We start from the raw sequence: 16,106 nt of genomic DNA on the forward strand, positions 1-16,106 counted from the left end.
GTAGGCCCGTTCGATGCATGTCACGACCTCTAAGCGCAGGTCCTGCCGTGAGCGCCAGCGTTTCTTGTTGAGGGCGTTCTTCTACAGCAACGCGAAGTATGACTCCATCTCGGCGTTGTGCCCACATGCTTCGACGCGTTCCATCGATCCGGTGATCCCGCTCTGGCGGAGCTGTTCGATAAACTTCCGCGGCCGAAATTGGGATCCGCGGTCCGAGTGCAGAGTCGTCCCGACCGGGTCTCGCAGTGCGACCGCGTTGCGAAGCGCCGCGACGGCGAGCTCGGCCGTCATGCTCGAACCGGGCTGATACGCCACAGTCTCGTTGGGGTGGACGTTTCCGATCGCGCGAAGATACGGCTATCCTTCGTCGGTCCAATGCTCAGTCATATCCGTCAGCCAGAGCTGGTCCGCCCGGGACGCGGTGAAGTCACGAAGCACAAGATCGTCGTGCACGAGTAGCCCAGCTTTGCGATTCAGGCCGCGCTTCTTCGAGAACACCGACCACAGGCGTTGCTCCAAACACAATCGCCACTCGCGCCGTTCTGACGCTGACAAGCCCGTTTCGGCTTCGATCTCGTCGGAGATGAACTGATAGCCAACAGGCCCCGAAGAACACTGGGGACTTCGACGTGCACACTTAAGAATGCGTGGTCAGCTACGGTGCATCCCGGAGCAGGGCGAAGGTCGACGGATCCAGTCCCGTTTCCCGGTATCTTGACCACAGGTCTTCGGTGTTCGTTCTGAGGTGCCCGAAACCCGCACGGGTGAGCTGTAGGTCTTCTTCCTTCGTCACGACGACCGCCCGACATCCTGCCTGGAGCAGCTGCACCATGTCTGCGGCTGTCGCGGTCGACATCCGCTCGGAGACGAGCTGCAGTAGCTCACGCTTTGGGAGCGCATGCTCGATCACGAGCCCACCTACACGTCCCACTTTCTTCGGCGACCGCAGAAACAGTTCGCGGGCCGGCGCCGACCAGGGGTAGGCGGTCGGATATTTTCCGTCGATGAGCGGGCGCGGGAGACGTGGGAGCTCCCACTTCGACCAGATGACTTCCTTCAACGTGCGGTCCGCGATGCTGTTTCCGACCAGCTCACGAAGCGTGATGAGTGACTCGGCCACCTTGAGCACCAGCGACGCGTCGATCTCATCGGAGGGAAGGGTCGATCCTCGACCGGGCTCGAGCTGCATCCTCTCATCGTATCGACGCTTCAGAGAGTCGCGAGCACTGCTCACCTGCCCTGCACGTGCAGGGTGAGTTCCGCGAGGTGATCCAGCATCAGTAAGAGTGCGGAAGATTCTGGACGCTTCGGCCGGGCCGCGGCGCACACTATTCTCGAGGCACTCCCGGAAGGCCAACGGGCGAGACACGACGCTCTTGCTTAGGCCGTACGCAGGGGTGCCACAGCTCTGGCGAGGCATCCCGCGAGTTGTGGCGTACCCTCTCATCCAGAGCATCGGGAATCTCGAGGTCGACGAACCCGGTCGGCCGGTACCGGGAGAAATCCAACCAGCTTTCGTTGACGGTGGCAGTACTGACCTCTTGCGCGGCAGATGTCGGGGCTGGTGCTGTGGGCACAGCTTCTGCGGCTTTCAAGACAGTCGTCAGTGTCGGAAGATCGGGCCATTCCGGTAGGTAAACACTGTCGCCGTCTCGGAAGAACAGCTCCGGATAGTTTCGCGTCCGTCCATGAATTTGAGAAGGCATCACTGGAGTGCCATCGCGCTTTAGATAGAGCCGTCGCTCGTTGATGTGTTCGGCGATTTCCACGGTGGTCATCGAGTGGCTCGCTGAAGTGAGCAAAGCTCTGATTGCCTCGTGAAGTGTCATTCTGTCCTCTCGCAAGCGAAACTAGTCCTTCGGCGAACAAAGCGGAAGAACGGGGATCGCGAAGGAAGCGGAAGAACGGGGATCGCGAAGGAAGCATCAATTGCGGTGCCCAGACTGGCAGGGGGTCGGCATCGCCATTCGCGGCATCGATTAGCTCTCGAAAGGACCATTTCCCAATCGATCGATGTTCACCGACATTCTCGACGATTTGTGCCCTGGAAAACCGCGGGGGTCAATTCATGATCGTGTTTGCAAGCTCAATAGATTCTGGAACCGACTTGCCCATTGGGAGCCTGTTTTTAGCACCACAACTGGTTTGGCTTCTAGACTGCGCGAGTTTGAGGAATTCTTCAACCTTGTTGATCCTCAAGTAGCAGCCTGGGTTGGAAGTCAATCGGAAGTAATAGAGACACTCAAGAAATGCCCCGTATCCGGCATCAACCTGGTGGATGATGCATATTCGGGCAAAGTGCCTTAACGAAGCCTTCTGAGTACTGCGCTCGTGTCAAAAGCGGTCATTTACGAGACGAACTGGGCGCCAGTTCGAAAAGGGAAAGCCGCCGGGGGGAGACCTGATACCCGGGAGCTCCGGGCGTAAGTACATGCTGAATTAACAGCATCGTCCATCGAAGCTTTCCGTAGGGCAGTAGCGAGAGAGTTCGATCAACCTTCACAAGTAGCGTAGCTTCACATCGACCATTGACTTGAGAAGAACGCGCTCACTGTAACGCATGTCTAGGATTGATGGTGGGACTAATCCGTTCTCAACGCGTGACTGAACACTTCAGTATCGTTGACAGTGGCCACGCAACGTCTTAAGAGTCAGCCATCAATCACGGATCGAGAGCTTGGTTTTAACTTCGGGGTGAACTAAGTCTCGGGCGCGAGTATAAGCACGCTCTGCTGTGTCTGCACTCATGGCAGCCGTGGCAATACCCTGGCACTCCTTGAGCGTATGTTGACTCAACGCATATCTCACAGCCGGCAATGCTGAAATACTCATCGACAAGGATGAAGCCCCAAGCCCTGTCAGGACAAGTGCCATTACAGGATCAGCGGCGGATTCACCACATATGCCTGCCTGTTTTCCGAATCGCTTTGACTCAGCCAAAACATGGGAAATGAGGCCGAGCAGCGCAGGCTGCCACGGGCTAAGTAGGTCGGCCAGTTCCCCTACGAGGCGGTCAGAAGCCATAGTGTACTGGGCGAGATCATTTGTTCCGATGGAGACGAAATCAACCTCCCGCAGAATGTCGCCGATCCGAAGCGCAGCAGCAGGGACCTCAATCATCACCCCGGCATTCTTGAATCCGGCTGCGCGCGCGAGACGAACAAAGTCACCTGCTTCAACCGCAGTGGTAATCATTGGCGCCATTACCCAAGGTTCGCTATTTGTTGCTGTTGCGGCCGCTGACAAGCTCCGGAGCTGGGCGTCAAGAAGTGTGGTGGTACGACGTGTAAGTCTGTACCCGCGGATACCTAGGGCAGGGTTTTCTTCTCGGTCGGCTCGCAAGAACGGAAGCGGCTTATCAGCGCCGGCATCGAGGGTTCGAACGACGACCTTTTGAGGAGTGAAAGCTCGCAGCACACGACTGTAAAGTTCGCGCTGTTCAGTTATTGACGGGGCCACCTCACGCCCAAGAAAAGGAAGCTCCGTGCGGAATAGCCCAACCCCTTCACACTCATTACGGTTTAGCGATTCAGCATCCTCTGGCGTCCCAATGTTGCTCAGAAGTTGCACCGGATGACCATCTCTGGTTGCGCCCACCCCATTTGTCACAATTGACTGTAGGGCCGCGTTATAGGCCTCAATCCGGGTGCGGTCCTCCGAAGTGGGCGCAAAAATGACCGTACTCTCTGCAGCATTCACGGCGACGATATCCCCGCTGTGGAGTTCTTTTGCGCCTGTGACACGCATTACGCATGGAATGCCGTGTTGGGTAGCAATGATCGCGGTATGCCCGGTCGGTCCTCCTCGTTCGAGCACGATAGCGAGAACCATACTGAGATCGAGTCCCGCGGTATCCACCGGAGCTAAGTCCTCAGCGACCAGTACGCTTGGCTGCTCCAGGTGAAAGCTCTCTTGTGCGCTCAGACCCAGAATCTCAGCAATCAGTTTGTCCCGCACTGAATGCAGGTCGGTGACTCTCTCCGCGAGATAACCACCGGCGTGCGTGAAAGCATCTGCGAACTCGCTTACTGCGTGGTTGACAGCCGCGACGGCATTATGTCCAGATTCCATTTGGGCCAACACAGCGCGTTGGAGTTCCGGGTCAGAGGCGATCGAGGCGGTTGCTTCGAGCACTTCGCGGACAGTAGCGTCGTGCGCTTCTGCGGCACGCACTTCAAGAAGCCGAATGACTGATACGAAAGCATCTTGAACCGATTGAACGGGCACCTGTTCGCTTTCTCCCTCGCTAAGAGGGTGCGCGGCGGAGGGGACGCGGATAACTGGCCCAATAGCCGCTCCGCGTCCCACACCGGCGCCAGCAAAGACCTGGCGTGTCGGGTTCTTCTCGATCACACTGCGTCCAGATCCTGTGAGAGGAGTGAGGCAAGCTCGTCCAAGGAAGCTTCATTATCCCCTGACAATGTCACCGTCTCGCCATACGCAATTCCCAGGGACATGACGCGGAGAATGCTGCTCGCATCAACGTCTGCAGACCCTGCTTTCGCGATACGCACGCCGGTGCCGGCAGCTGCTTCCGCAATAATTCTCGCTGGTCGTGCATGCAATCCAGACTTTGAAGCCACGACAACCTCACGTGAAGCCATCGAGCCTGCTGGTACTGGGTTCACATCCATGCGGCGTCCTCTGATTCTTCTGAAGGATCCAAGTCCGACGGCACTAACAACCCCACAGCTTCTCTGGCCTCGTCGATGGTCCCGCTGTGGAACGGATTCTCTCGCTCGGCGTTCACAACGAGATCAATCAAAAGAGGCAGGTTCGCTCCGTAAATGATTTGTACATTTCTGCTCTGTCGCGACACTTCCAAGGCCATATTTGACGGGGAACCGCCTCGAAGGTCAGCGAGAACAAGGAGAGGGCCTGCTTGTACACGCTCATAGATTTCACGGAATCTCTCCCGCAACTCAGCTGCGGTGTCTGCGCTAGTGAAGTCGACAGCTACGACGTTCTCTTGAGGTCCCATGATCATTTGCATGGCGCTTACAACGCCGCTTGCAAACGTTCCGTGCCCGGTAACAATGATTGTATTTCGCATGCCGTGACTCTTCAGTTCCCGCTCTGTCGCTCAGCTTCATAATGCCCCAAGTGGATATCGACCGGGTTGTGGTCAGTATCGATGTAGACGTCCTCTCCGCCCTTGGCGGAGAGGAACTGCATGGGCACCGAGTAGAGAAGCGGAGCAAGGTACGTTCCCGCCTTCGTCGAGAACACGAGGTCTCGTTCGTCCGCGTCATCGAAGTCTTGACACGTAATCACGTGCGTTCCGGGAGCATACTCGGGCAGGGCTCGCCGGAATTCCAATGCTCGCTCGAACTCCTTCTCCTCCGAACCAACAATCAGCGTGGCGTGATCGAACTTGAGTGCGTAGGTGGGCCCGTGACCGTGCTCCTCAAGCAAGTTTCCGATCGTCGGAACGCGGAGCATCTCGGCGATCTTGAGTGTTCCTTCGAGCATCGTTCCATAGTCAATGCCGTAACCGAGCACATTGATGCGACTGCTGTGAAGCAGCCCAGGACGGTTGCGGTCGTACCAGGCCTCAGATTCGGCGATTACTCGATCAAAGTCGTTGCAGACTGTTCCGGCAGCTTGCAGGGCTGCCTCTACCTCGTTCTCAGAAAGAGAACCAACGGCTCCCGCTGCACTATAAGCCCACAGGTAGATGCTGAGAATGGAGGCCGTATATCCCTTTGTTTCTGGACCGGTGAGTTCCTGCCCGACGAGGAGTGGAGCAACATCCGTGACGATCTCTGTGATCTTGCTCGTGACGTCAGAGGTGATGGCGAACGTGCGGTACCCCTGGTTCTTCGCCCATTCCATCGCTTCGCAGGTGGAGATCGATGTGCCGGACTGGCTGATACCCACAACGAGAACTGACTGGGGGTCATTGTGCTGCGGATCAAGTCCCACGCCGTAGTTCATGAACTCGGTGGGATACGGGGCAACCCCCTCCACACCGACGAGACGAGTGAAATATGCAGCGGCAATGTTTGAGACGTTATAGGACGTACCGGATCCGAGGAAAACGACTCGTTTAACGGGCGCGGATGTAAACGAGCGGACGAATGGTTCGATGATCTCTGACCTACGCGCGAACGCTTCACGGAGCATTTCAGGCTGGTCGTGCACGTTACCGAGAACGGTCTGGTCGTGGGTTTTGATGCTTGTCATTGTTTAGCGTCCTTCCTGGAGCTTCTGGATTTCAACCGCAAGATTCTCTCTGTGGCTGGTGGGGGTGGGTTGGAATGCCACTTCCGCGCCTTGACTCACCAATGTGGCAAATGCTTCGAGCTCGGGCTTCGTGACGTAGGCCGTTTGGGCTAGTACCTGTGTATGTTCGCGCCTTGAAAGGTTGCCGACCGTGATTCTCGGCACGGTGTAACCCAGATTGCTCATAGTGACCAACGGTTCTGGGCTAGCGCATACGATCATTACCTTTGTGCCCGCATCGATGTTGCGTGAGAGTTTTTCCGCAGCTTTTATGGCGTCGAATACCGAGAGCTTGCATTGCGGGGGAGTGGCGAACTTGAGTACGTTCTTGCGGTCCTCATCAATCGCGACCTTGTCATCAATGATGAGTAGTCGTTCGATCTGCAGGTTTGGCACCCAAAGGGTCGAAACCTGGCCATGGATGAGTCGATCGTCGATCCTGACTTCGGTGATTGCCATTAGTGTTTCTCCATGCTGTCCATGCTGTCCATGCTGTCGATGCTTACGCGATGATGCCGAACACGCCTAGTACGAAGCCAACCGCCATCACGATGCCGATGATTGCCATCGGGTTGAAACGCTTGCGCGCGATCCAGAGGATCACGAGCGTGAAAGCGATAGGGAGCAGCGCCGGGAAAATCTGGTTGAGGTAGTCCTGAACGATGAATTCGCTTCCATTGATGGTGAACTCAAGTGGGGATGAGATAGGTACCCAGAAAGCGATCATCGATCCCATCGCCATCGCTCCAACAATTCCCGCGCAGAACGTGAAGAGCTGCATCGAGCCTGATGAACCCATCGAACGCATGATTCCTTGGCCTTGGCTGTAGCCGATCTTCAAGCCGTAATAGCGGGTGGCAAAATTTGGGATGTTGAAGACAACGAGCAGCACGAACGGAGCTAGCCAGCTGCCGCCCTCTGCAAAACCAATTGCCAATGAGCATGCGAGAATGCGGAAGATTCCCCAGAAGAACGTGTCACCAATGCCCGAAAGGGGTCCCATGAGTGAGACCTTGAAAGCACTAATGGTCGTTCGATCAAAATTTGGGTCTGCCTTGGCGCGCTCTTCCATCGCGATGGCAGCGCCCATCACCACAGGTGCCGGAGCGACAGTCATATTGAATGTCTCCATATGGCGGCGCATGGCGTCTTTCAGGCCGTCGTCGTCGCCCCGATAAATGCGCTTGAGTGAGGGGAGGACTGCAAAAAGGAACGCGAGACCTTGAAACCTTTGGAAGTTGAAAGATCCGAGGAGTGAAAAGCTCCGCCAAAAGATGCTTCTGAATTCTTTCTTTGGCAGCTGCGGAGTTGGAGGGGTGTCGTGCGTCGTGACGGTCATGATTTAGTCCTCCCATTCATTGGCGGCAACGAGTTCTCGTTCGTTTGGCTCGATTTGGACTGCAGGTTTGGGTCGCAGGTCCGTATAGATCGAGTAGATGACGAGCGCGATGGCGACGGCGATCGCTGCGATTCCAACCATGGTGAGGTCGTGTCCCACGAAAGCTGCAGGAACAAAGCCCAGGATGAGGAAGGGGACAAGTTTCGGCGTCAGGATGATGTCGAGAAGCATCGCGAAGCCGAGGGCGGGCAGTAGCACCGAAATGCCGATCAAACCGTTGTTCAGCCACTCCGGCAGGGCATCCACGATAGCTTGGATCGCTTCATTCCCGTAGTACATGCCGGCGAACGTGGGTACAAAGTAGACGATCAGGGCGATAACTCCACACATGTAGTGGATGGCTTGAACAGAGTTGATCTTGAGTTGGTCAATCTGCCGCTCGGCCACGGGCATGAGAGCGGAGAAAGCGGAGGTCATGAGGGTGTCAACGAACTGCATCAGAAGCGCGACTGGTACGGCGAAGAGGATTGCTTTTTCCGCGCCGGCTCCCGTTGAGAGGGCCGCCGCAGCACCGATCGTTCCGCCAACACCAATATCCAGTTTCGGAGTTACGCCAACGCCGGTGATTCCCATCCACATGAGCTGCAATGCAGCACCGATCACGAGGCCGCCCGCGACATCTCCGAGGATGAGTCCGACGAGGAAGCCGGTAATGATTGGTTCGCGAAACTTCATCTCACCGAACCACGCACCATCAAGATGGGTGAGCGCTGCTACTAATCCAATGAGTACCGCTTGAGTTAAGGTCACTTGGATTTTCCTTTCTTCATTGAAAGATCTTGGTGTGGTTGATTAGTCAGTGGCGGGCCGCGTTACAACGCGCAGCGGGCGAAGGTCGTTCCACCAGCACTCGTGCGAGAACCACAGGAACTCGCCATGCTGATCAAAAAGAGGGCCGTCAAAGGTCAACCAAGCTGACGCATCAGGAATCTCGAATTTTTGGGCCACATCACTGGGCAGATGGGTCGCAGCTATATCGCTGAAGCCTGATGTGATCTCGCGGCCAACAGCCCGGTACGCCGTTGCCAAGGAACTTGTCCAGTCCATACGTTCGATGGGCTTTGGTAGGCGATCGACATCGATGAGATTTGTCGTGTGAACGAGTAACTGGCGCCCGTGAACGTATGCGCGTTCCACTTCGACCATGCGAGATCCGACAGGAATGCCAAACTCGCTCGCTTCGCCCGCAGTAGCTGCACGTTCTTCGATCCGGAGAACCTCGAGCTTGGGTTCGTAATTGAGGCCACGAAGAACATCGAGCGCGGACTCCATGAGTTTGACTTCGCCCTGCACAATGACGTTGGCGCCGTGCAACACGTAGCGTCCTGAGCCATGTCTGGTCTCGATAAGGCCTTCTTGTTCGAGGAGGCGATACGCCTCTCGGACGGTAGCGCGGGATACGCCGTAGATGTCGCAGCACTCGGCTTCTGATGGCACTTTAGTGCCGGCGGACAGTGCGCCACTTTTAATCTGTTCGCGCAGATCATCGCGCACCTGATGGGCGATGGTCGCACGACTCAAACGAGGTCGCAGTTCTGTAGACATTGCCGTCCTAACAACATTGTTTTCTTGAGCGCCGCATGTCATTATCCGTGTAGGTCATCCGGACGTCTGACAAGTTGAGATTAGCGGTGGTCGTTCGGTTCGTCAACTAGCAACAGTGGAGAGGGGCTCAGTGAGAGCGTCATCGGGAGAAGGGTTTGAGGCCGTCGTTTTTGATTGCGATGGTGTTCTCGTGGACAGCGAGAGACTCATGGCGAGAATCGATCAGGTTGTTTTTCGCGAACTTGGATGGGAAGCGACGATCGAGGAGATCACCGCGCGATTTCTGGGTAAGGCTGGGCCGGAGTACGAACGAGAGATCGCAAGTGTGCTCGGGCCGGTTTCAGCGAACTGGCGAGCTCCTTACGAGCACCTATATGAGAACGCAATGGCAACGGAGCTTATTGCTATAGAAGGTGTCGAACGCGCCTTGAAAGAGATCTCATTACCTAAGGCTGTTGCGTCAAACAGTCGTCGAGGAGGAGTTATATCTTCTCTAGATCGGACCAATCTACGCAGGTTTTTCGGTAGCAACATCGTGGGCATTGATGATGTTCCGTCTGGGAAACCAGCTCCGGATCCCTACCTAGAAGCGGCGCGAATGCTCAGAGTTTCTCCGACCTATTGCGCGGCTGTTGAGGACAGCCCCACCGGTGTCGTCTCAGCGCGTGCGGCCGGTATGCATGTTTTTGGCTATGCAGGTGGCCTGTCTTTGGCTTCAGAATTGAAGGCAGTGGGTGCGGAAGTTTTCCTGAGTATGTCTGAACTTCCCCAACTCTTGAGGCGCTAGGGCAGCCTCACATTAGGCAAGAGGAGTGAGCCTCAGAATGTCTTTTTGACATGGAAAGCGAACGAGTTTGCGAGTATCTCGTGCATCATGTTCTTTCTGACTCGCCATCGTTTGTATTGTCTCGGATAGGGGTCAAGTCTACCTATCCCAGTAGAGTTACCAGGCCCTACACAATGGTTTATGAGCTGAGCATGTGTTTATCATTCCGGCTAGAGTGAGCTCGTGAGCTCGCCGACAATTTTTGATTTGGCAAAGGCTCTTGGGCTGTCAAAGTCGACAGTGGCTGCTGCGCTCAATGGCACGGGCCGTACATCCGAGCAGACGCGTGAACGTGTTCGGGCGATGGCCCTTGAGAAAGGGTATGTGGCTAATACGAATGCACGCCGTTTGCGCACGCGCACGGGTGGCATGATCGGTTTGTACGTGCCAGCAGATATTCGCGAGATGGACTTCTATTTAGGGTTTGCTTTCGGTGCCGTAGAAGCAGCGAGTCGTCATGGGTATGACCTGGCAATTGTGACGACTGCGCCAGAAGATCCTACCGGCTGGCTCGGTTACGGTGGGGTCATCGTGATCGACGTCGTGCACGATGACCCGATCGCCCATTCTCTTCTTCAATCCGGCGTACCCGTGGTCGCTGCCGGACACCTCGATCAACGATTGAGCCGACAGGTCGCCGCCGAGATCGCCATTGATCATGAGCAAGGCATCATGCGCGTCCTTGATGCGTTAGCGCTGCGTGGAGTTCGTCATCCTGCGCTTATCGGAGCGTCGCTTCGCGATGAAAAATCTTGGTCCTCCCGCGTTCTCGAGGGGTATCTGAAGTGGATGGAAGGTCACCGGTTACAGCCTGTCGCGCGGACGCTTCCCCCTTTTGCTGACAACGATCAGGTATTGTCCGCGGTTCATGAAATCGTCGCTCATGACGGCATTGATGGGATCGTGTTTGGGTGGCAAGACGCAGCCGAACGTGCTCAGCTCATACTTGCCAACAGTGAAGAGCGACATCGCGACCTCAAGATTGGAACGTATCTCAGTCGCAATCGAGCACGATCCGTATCCAGGTTCGATGCTGCTTTGGACCTAGAACCGCACCGCTTCGGCTTTGAAACGGCCAATACCCTCGTTGAAATCGTGGTCCGAGGGATGGCGAAGAACGCGACCATCGACTTCATCCCCACCCTGAGCTAGCTTTTTGGCCGCTACCACGGCGGTCCGAAGGCGCGAGGTGCTGTCCGCACCTTGTGGGGCGATTTCCTCGAAGCGACCCGTGAAAGTGGTCGATATGAGGAGCGATCTGCAATTGACAATCATTTAAATGAGACATATTCTCCAGTTGCTGGATCGATCCAGCAACTCATTTCGACCAAGGAAGGTCAGTTTTCATGGATGCATTCGTTGGCTACACCGGCGTGGCCATTTTTCTGGTGCTCACCATTCTCGTGATGGAGAAGACGCGTAAACCGGCGGGTGGCTTCACTGAGTACGCGACCGCCGGCAGATCATTCGGACCCTTCTTCGGGACGATGGCGTACGTTAACACTTTCCTGCCGGGCACGGTCTTCATCTCGTTTGCGGGTTTGGCGGCGCTCAGCGGAGTCCTCGGTTTTTACTTGCTTGCTTACGGTCTTCTGGGCATCCTTCTGATGTTGGCGCTATCAAAGCCCGTCTTCCGCTGGGGGAAACGTTTCAACCTTGGCACGCAATCTGATTTGCTGGGCCTTCGGTATGGGTCACGGAACGTGCGCCTCGTCGCTTCGGTCATCGGAATCATTTCTACCGTCCCCTGGATCGTACTGGGCCTGCAATCCCTCTCCCTCGTATTTGAGTACCTGTCGGGTAGCGTGATCGCCCCGGTTGTTGCAGTCGTGCTAAGCGTTGTCGTGATCGTCGTGCGTCAGATCTGGACCGTCCGACACGGTATGCGCGGCATCATCGTGAGTGACATGGTCCAAGGCATCTTCGCCTACTTCATCGGGACGCTGATCGCTCTCGGCCTCCTGGTGATGCTGCTCACCAATGGGCACGGCTTCGCGGACGTTCCCGACGGATTCACCTCGCTGCTCGGCCCCGACGAATCGTACGGGCCACTCTACGCGGTGGCAATCACTGTCACCGGAGCGCTGGGGACCTGGTGTTGGCCGGACATCTTCGTTCGACTCTTCACGGCCAACAGCACCTCCACCATCCGGAAGACGGCCGGACTTGCCGCTCCGATCATGGTGGTATTCACGACAGCGGTGCTGTTGGTCGCCTATCTCGCGTCGTCTGACCCGCGCGTCAGCGCTGCCCCCGATCACGTCTGGTTCATTATTGCTGGCGATGCCGGAATATGGGTGTTGACGCTCGCGGCAATTGCAGTCGTCGGGGCCACGCTTGGAAACGTGGGTGCGAACATCCAGGCGGTCGGAGCTCAAGCAGCGAACGACATCGCATCGATCGTTCGTCCTGAGAGCGGGGCGAATACGCGCGTGGCGAAGTGGTCTGTGGCAATTACGACAGCGATTGCCGCTGGCATCGCTCTTCTCACATTGGAAACCGTGTCCGGACTCGTCAGCCTCGCACAAGTCTCGTACCAGGGGATCGTGCAACTCGCCCCCACACTGCTCCTCGGAATCTTTTGGAAGCGCGCGAACGCTGCTGGTGCTATTTCGGGGATGATCACCGGCTTCGTCGTCGCTGCGATTCTCCAGGTCATGTACCCGGTACAGATTCCCTGGCTCGGGGGGTTGACGTCTGGAATTGTCGCGATGCTCCTGAATGCTGCAGTGCTGGTAATCGTGTCTCTCGTTAAGGGGCCCTCTGCAGCTGAACGGCAACGCGTGGCAGAGCTCTGGGACATCGTTGGGGCGGAACGCGACCCCAAGACCGAGGCCACCACCGTTTCGGCATAGGAGACGAGATATTAATACGGACAGCGCTCTGAGAGCGGGTTTCGGGACTCAGGCGCCTGAATCGCTACTCAGACAATTCAACGTGTTCATTACCAGAGCAACGATCCAGCCGTCGGCCGATGGCCCCCTGTCTGGGTGGCCGATCGCTGTAAAAGACAACATCGATGTCGCAGGCTTACCCACGACGGGCGGTACCAAGTACCTCACCTCCAATATGAAGAATGAGGACGCCCCAGTAGTCTCGGAAATTCGACGCGCAGGCGGCACGATCGTTGGAAAGACGAATCTGCATGAACTCGGCCATGGAATCAGCGGAATCAACCCGACCTTTGGTACGACCAGGCACCCGTTTGATCCCGCGCTCACTGTCGGCGGGTCCAGCGGTGGAAGCGCGCTTGCAGTGTTGTTCGGAGCTGCAAGAATCGCTTTGGGCACTGACACCGGAGGATCTGTCCGCATCCCTGCCAGCTACTGCGGACTCCTGGGATATCGGCCCACGGCAGGACGATATTCAACTGCCGGCGTACTCGGGATCTCAACGACCCGCGACGCCGTTGGGCTTATCAGCCGATCTGTTTCCGACATTCGGTTGATGGATAGTGTGCTTGCGAAAAACGCGGCACCTGCTGCGGTACGAGTTGGGCCCGTCGGTGTCCTTGAGGAAACGCTCCAGGCGTTGGACGACGTCTCTCGCTCGCATTTTATAGGAGCGTTGAATCAAGCCGCGGGAAGGGGTATCGAAATTTCGTCGATCTCGCGCTCTCGTCACCTGGATCGTTGCTTCGAACTCGGGCTGATCGTTCTCGCAGCTGAGACGAAGCAGTCGATTTCTATGTATCTGGAAACGAATTTCGCACTGCGCTCCTGGCGCGAGCTCGTCGAAGCATCTGAGACCCCGGACACCCGAAAGATTCTCGAAAAGGCGAGGGACACCCCTGTTAATTTCGCGGAATACAACAGTGCCAAGCGCGAACTACGGCGTCTCAATGAAGATTTCGCAGCTTCAATGGCGAAATCAGGAATTAGGACACTTGCTTACCCCACTGTGACTTCCGACCCACCTGTCGCACAGGCAACACCCGATATAGCCAATACAGAACAACAGCTGAAAACCATTGTGATGAATTCCACGCCGGCGACTCTCTACGGGAATCCGGCCATCAGTATCCCGATCGGGAAGCACTCTCAATGCGGGATACCGCTAGGACTCACCCTTGAGCAGATTAGTGGAGACGACTTCGACCTTTTCGAAATAGCAGAACAATTTACTGTTGTGACAAGGGAACCACCGGGCTCTCCCCGGAGTGACGGACGAGAACAGCTTCAGTGAAGGTTCGTCAAGTTACACGAGAACGTATCGCGGAGGGAGGTTTGGTCGTTTATCACGTTCTGTTTGCCGAAGAACGAAGACTACATCCCTCCTGGGTCAGTCCCAACGTAGAGTACGACATATCTGATGTCGACGATGTTCGTGATGTGTTGACATGGGTGTACGAAAACGCACATGGACGAACAACCTCGATCTGGGCGCATGCTGAAACAGAAAACGGAAATCGGTCAGAACCGGGCGTTCGACTCTTATAAGGAGTAGCGCTGCCGCTCTTCGATTCCTGGCATGAGTGAAGGTCTACATAAACGGTCGTTTGCGCGACACTTCCACCGATCATCGCCGACAACGGCATTCTGCGTCGTGTAACCCGCGTACTTAAATTATGTAACCCGAGCACCGTTTTCGGCAGCGCTGTGCAATGTTGGATCACTCCTGCACGAGCCTGGGGCAGTGCTCCCCCACGGGCGCAGACAGGTTTTCCACATACCCTTGGAGAATGCGTGCGAAGCGGGGGATCGTTCGTGGTGTTGCTCTGCTGCTCGGAGGGGCGATCGCCGTGACGGCGCTCGTGGGGTGCACTATGCGGAAGTCGGAGGACCTGGAAGCGCAGGTCGCCGAGGATTCGGCCGTTTCCTCGGTCGAGGAGGCAGCGGACGGCGGTTACCAGATCACGCTCGATGACTCGGTCGCTCCCGCAGACTTCGCCGAGGTCGCCGGGCGCCTTGGTGACCTCGCCGAGTCGGTCACCGACGACGACGTGGTCCTGAGACTGCGCGCCGCCGCCTGGCAGTGGACGCTTGCGGGCGACGACGGCGACGTGGCAGACCTCGCGCATGCGGTCGGAGAGCTGGCCGGCGTCGATGGCATACTGCAGGGGAAGGTCTGGTCCGACGATGGCGCTCTCGGCATTGAGGTCGTCGCGGAGGCGGGGATCGATCCAGCTGCTGTGATCACTCCGCTGGCTGATGCGGCGGCGTCGGGGCCGGTCGACGACGGGGTGCGGCTGAAGGTCTTCGACGTGCACGAGCGATCGTCGGTCGAGACGCAGGACCCGGCGGCGCTGAAGCCGGCACTCGAGACGATCGCAGTCGCGGCCGCCGTCGGCCCGATCCAGAAGTACTCACTCGAGGACGAATCGCTGACGCTGCGGATGCGCACGGACGAAGGCGCGCAGGCAGTGGCACCCGTTGTCGACGCGATGGCCGCCGCCGGGCTGCCGATCGACGTAAGCCTGAGCAGCGGCATCATGACGGCGCCTCAGTTGCAGGACGATCTGGCCGGGCGGCTCAGCGCGATCCTCACGCCGATGGAGGGTGTGGTCGGGGCGTCGATCGACACGCACGGCCCGAAGGCTCTGCACCTGTCGGCGACGACGACGGATGCCAACGCAGCCGCGACCGTGCAGCAGGCGCTCCTCGCGTCGTCGGATCTGCAGGCGTTCAACTCACTGCAACTCTTCGTGCTGCAACAGGACGAGCCTGGCACTCGCATCACCGCGAAAACCATGAGGGACGAGGGCTTCGTCGGCAACTTCGACCGGGCGCTCGGACTTGCGGAGACAGACGGTGTGCGCTCGGTCGCGCTCGGCCCGCTCGAACTGGACGTCGTACTCGAACACGGTGCTGATGCTACGAAGGTTGCCCCGGCGGTTAAAGCAGCAGCGCTTCGCGATCAGGACGCGGAGGTCTTCGGCTCGACGAGCTGGGCCTCGAACACCGACCGTGCGGAATTTTCGTTCACGGTGACCGGCAAGCTCCACCAGAACCTGGTGAAGGTGTCGGCCGGGACGGCAGACGGTGACGTGCAGGGGTTCGTCGACGCCTGGAACAACGCTCCCGGCCTCTGAGCCAGCGGTGGGTCGAGTCTTCGCCCGGGCACCTTCTAGGCGATCTCGTGCTCGTGAATCTCCTTAGTCAGAGATGCGAC

General features: G+C 57.3%; 17 protein-coding genes. 6 read left to right on the forward strand and 11 right to left on the reverse strand.

The genetic code is table 11. The features are described from left to right. Positions 1 to 81: 81 nt before the first annotated feature. From WFH23_RS14110 to WFH23_RS11495, 3 genes are all read right to left on the reverse strand, one after another. The gene (locus WFH23_RS14110; protein WP_442918744.1) at positions 82 to 315 is read right to left on the reverse strand and encodes a DDE-type integrase/transposase/recombinase; all 234 of its coding nucleotides are present in this window, start codon (positions 313 to 315) and stop codon (positions 82 to 84) included. Positions 316 to 655: 340 nt separating this feature from the next. Next, entirely contained in the window at positions 656 to 1,189 is a 534-nt protein-coding gene (locus WFH23_RS11490; protein ID WP_336662612.1) for a hypothetical protein, read from the reverse strand. A gap of 139 nt (positions 1,190 to 1,328) precedes the next feature. Then, a complete protein-coding gene (locus WFH23_RS11495) occupies positions 1,329 to 1,778 on the reverse strand; it encodes a hypothetical protein (protein ID WP_336662613.1) in 450 nt (149 codons plus the stop codon). A 235-nt stretch (positions 1,779 to 2,013) separates the two neighbouring features. Between WFH23_RS11495 and WFH23_RS11500 the strand changes: the two genes are divergently transcribed. Then, positions 2,014 to 2,307, forward strand: coding sequence for a hypothetical protein (locus WFH23_RS11500; protein ID WP_336662614.1), 294 nt, complete (start codon positions 2,014 to 2,016; stop codon positions 2,305 to 2,307). Between the two features lie 351 nt (positions 2,308 to 2,658). On the opposite strand, the gene ptsP is transcribed toward WFH23_RS11500, so the two are convergent. Genes ptsP through WFH23_RS11540 form a run of 8 tightly spaced genes read right to left on the reverse strand, consistent with a single transcriptional unit; the run spans position 2,659 to position 9,169 of the window. Continuing rightward, positions 2,659 to 4,353 carry a phosphoenolpyruvate--protein phosphotransferase gene (ptsP, locus tag WFH23_RS11505; protein WP_336662615.1) on the reverse strand — a complete coding sequence of 565 codons (1,695 nt, stop codon included), beginning with the start codon at positions 4,351 to 4,353 and terminating at the stop codon, positions 2,659 to 2,661. Beyond that, positions 4,350 to 4,634: an HPr family phosphocarrier protein gene (locus tag WFH23_RS11510; protein ID WP_336662616.1), complete on the reverse strand. Its 285-nt coding sequence runs from the start codon at positions 4,632 to 4,634 to the stop codon at positions 4,350 to 4,352. Before WFH23_RS11510 ends, ptsP begins: the two co-directional genes overlap by 4 nt. Continuing rightward, a complete protein-coding gene (locus WFH23_RS11515; protein WP_336662617.1) occupies positions 4,625 to 5,053 on the reverse strand; it encodes a PTS sugar transporter subunit IIA in 429 nt (142 codons plus the stop codon). The genes WFH23_RS11510 and WFH23_RS11515 overlap by 10 nt, the downstream gene beginning before the upstream one ends. Before the next feature lie 11 nt (positions 5,054 to 5,064). Then, a complete protein-coding gene (locus WFH23_RS11520; RefSeq protein ID WP_336662618.1) occupies positions 5,065 to 6,186 on the reverse strand; it encodes an SIS domain-containing protein in 1,122 nt (373 codons plus the stop codon). 3 nt (positions 6,187 to 6,189) lie between these two features. Next, positions 6,190 to 6,684 carry a PTS system mannose/fructose/N-acetylgalactosamine-transporter subunit IIB gene (locus WFH23_RS11525; RefSeq protein ID WP_336662619.1) on the reverse strand — a complete coding sequence of 165 codons (495 nt, stop codon included), beginning with the start codon at positions 6,682 to 6,684 and terminating at the stop codon, positions 6,190 to 6,192. 43 nt (positions 6,685 to 6,727) lie between these two features. After that, positions 6,728 to 7,564, reverse strand: coding sequence for a PTS system mannose/fructose/sorbose family transporter subunit IID (locus WFH23_RS11530; RefSeq protein ID WP_336662620.1), 837 nt, complete (start codon positions 7,562 to 7,564; stop codon positions 6,728 to 6,730). 3 nt (positions 7,565 to 7,567) lie between these two features. Next, positions 7,568 to 8,374, reverse strand: coding sequence for a PTS mannose/fructose/sorbose/N-acetylgalactosamine transporter subunit IIC (locus tag WFH23_RS11535; protein ID WP_336662621.1), 807 nt, complete (start codon positions 8,372 to 8,374; stop codon positions 7,568 to 7,570). Between the two features lie 42 nt (positions 8,375 to 8,416). Beyond that, a complete protein-coding gene (locus tag WFH23_RS11540) occupies positions 8,417 to 9,169 on the reverse strand; it encodes a GntR family transcriptional regulator (RefSeq protein WP_336662622.1) in 753 nt (250 codons plus the stop codon). A 130-nt stretch (positions 9,170 to 9,299) separates the two neighbouring features. Between WFH23_RS11540 and WFH23_RS11545 the strand changes: the two genes are divergently transcribed. The 5 genes from WFH23_RS11545 to WFH23_RS11565 all read left to right on the forward strand — a co-directional run bounded on the left by WFH23_RS11545 (position 9,300) and on the right by WFH23_RS11565 (position 16,026). Beyond that, entirely contained in the window at positions 9,300 to 9,956 is a 657-nt protein-coding gene (locus tag WFH23_RS11545) for an HAD family hydrolase (protein WP_336662623.1), read from the forward strand. 222 nt (positions 9,957 to 10,178) lie between these two features. After that, on the forward strand, positions 10,179 to 11,147 hold the full coding sequence (locus WFH23_RS11550) for a LacI family DNA-binding transcriptional regulator (protein WP_336662624.1): 969 nt from the start codon (positions 10,179 to 10,181) through the stop codon (positions 11,145 to 11,147). Positions 11,148 to 11,341: 194 nt separating this feature from the next. Then, entirely contained in the window at positions 11,342 to 12,850 is a 1,509-nt protein-coding gene (locus tag WFH23_RS11555; protein ID WP_336662625.1) for a sodium:solute symporter family protein, read from the forward strand. Positions 12,851 to 12,932: 82 nt separating this feature from the next. After that, on the forward strand, positions 12,933 to 14,180 hold the full coding sequence (locus WFH23_RS11560) for an amidase (protein ID WP_336662627.1): 1,248 nt from the start codon (positions 12,933 to 12,935) through the stop codon (positions 14,178 to 14,180). A 496-nt stretch (positions 14,181 to 14,676) separates the two neighbouring features. Further along, a complete protein-coding gene (locus tag WFH23_RS11565) occupies positions 14,677 to 16,026 on the forward strand; it encodes a hypothetical protein (protein ID WP_336662628.1) in 1,350 nt (449 codons plus the stop codon). Positions 16,027 to 16,106: the final 80 nt, after the last annotated feature.

It is taken from the genome of Leucobacter sp. USHLN154 (assembly GCF_037145595.1).
Taxonomy (GTDB): Bacteria; Actinomycetota; Actinomycetes; order Actinomycetales; family Microbacteriaceae; genus Leucobacter; species Leucobacter alluvii.

Coding starts and splice junctions, on each gene's coding strand:
- WFH23_RS11520 (WP_336662618.1), bottom strand. CDS start 6,186: ATGACAAGCATCAAAACCCACGACCAGACCGTTCTCGGTAACGTGCAC.
- WFH23_RS11510 (WP_336662616.1), bottom strand. CDS start 4,634: ATGGATGTGAACCCAGTACCAGCAGGCTCGATGGCTTCACGTGAGGTT.
- WFH23_RS11500 (WP_336662614.1), top strand. CDS start 2,014: ATGTTCACCGACATTCTCGACGATTTGTGCCCTGGAAAACCGCGGGGG.
- WFH23_RS11555 (WP_336662625.1), top strand. CDS start 11,342: ATGGATGCATTCGTTGGCTACACCGGCGTGGCCATTTTTCTGGTGCTC.
- WFH23_RS11495 (WP_336662613.1), bottom strand. CDS start 1,778: ATGACCACCGTGGAAATCGCCGAACACATCAACGAGCGACGGCTCTAT.
- WFH23_RS11530 (WP_336662620.1), bottom strand. CDS start 7,564: ATGACCGTCACGACGCACGACACCCCTCCAACTCCGCAGCTGCCAAAG.
- WFH23_RS11540 (WP_336662622.1), bottom strand. CDS start 9,169: ATGTCTACAGAACTGCGACCTCGTTTGAGTCGTGCGACCATCGCCCAT.
- WFH23_RS11525 (WP_336662619.1), bottom strand. CDS start 6,684: ATGGCAATCACCGAAGTCAGGATCGACGATCGACTCATCCATGGCCAG.
- WFH23_RS11490 (WP_336662612.1), bottom strand. CDS start 1,189: ATGCAGCTCGAGCCCGGTCGAGGATCGACCCTTCCCTCCGATGAGATC.
- WFH23_RS11515 (WP_336662617.1), bottom strand. CDS start 5,053: ATGCGAAATACAATCATTGTTACCGGGCACGGAACGTTTGCAAGCGGC.
- WFH23_RS11565 (WP_336662628.1), top strand. CDS start 14,677: ATGCGTGCGAAGCGGGGGATCGTTCGTGGTGTTGCTCTGCTGCTCGGA.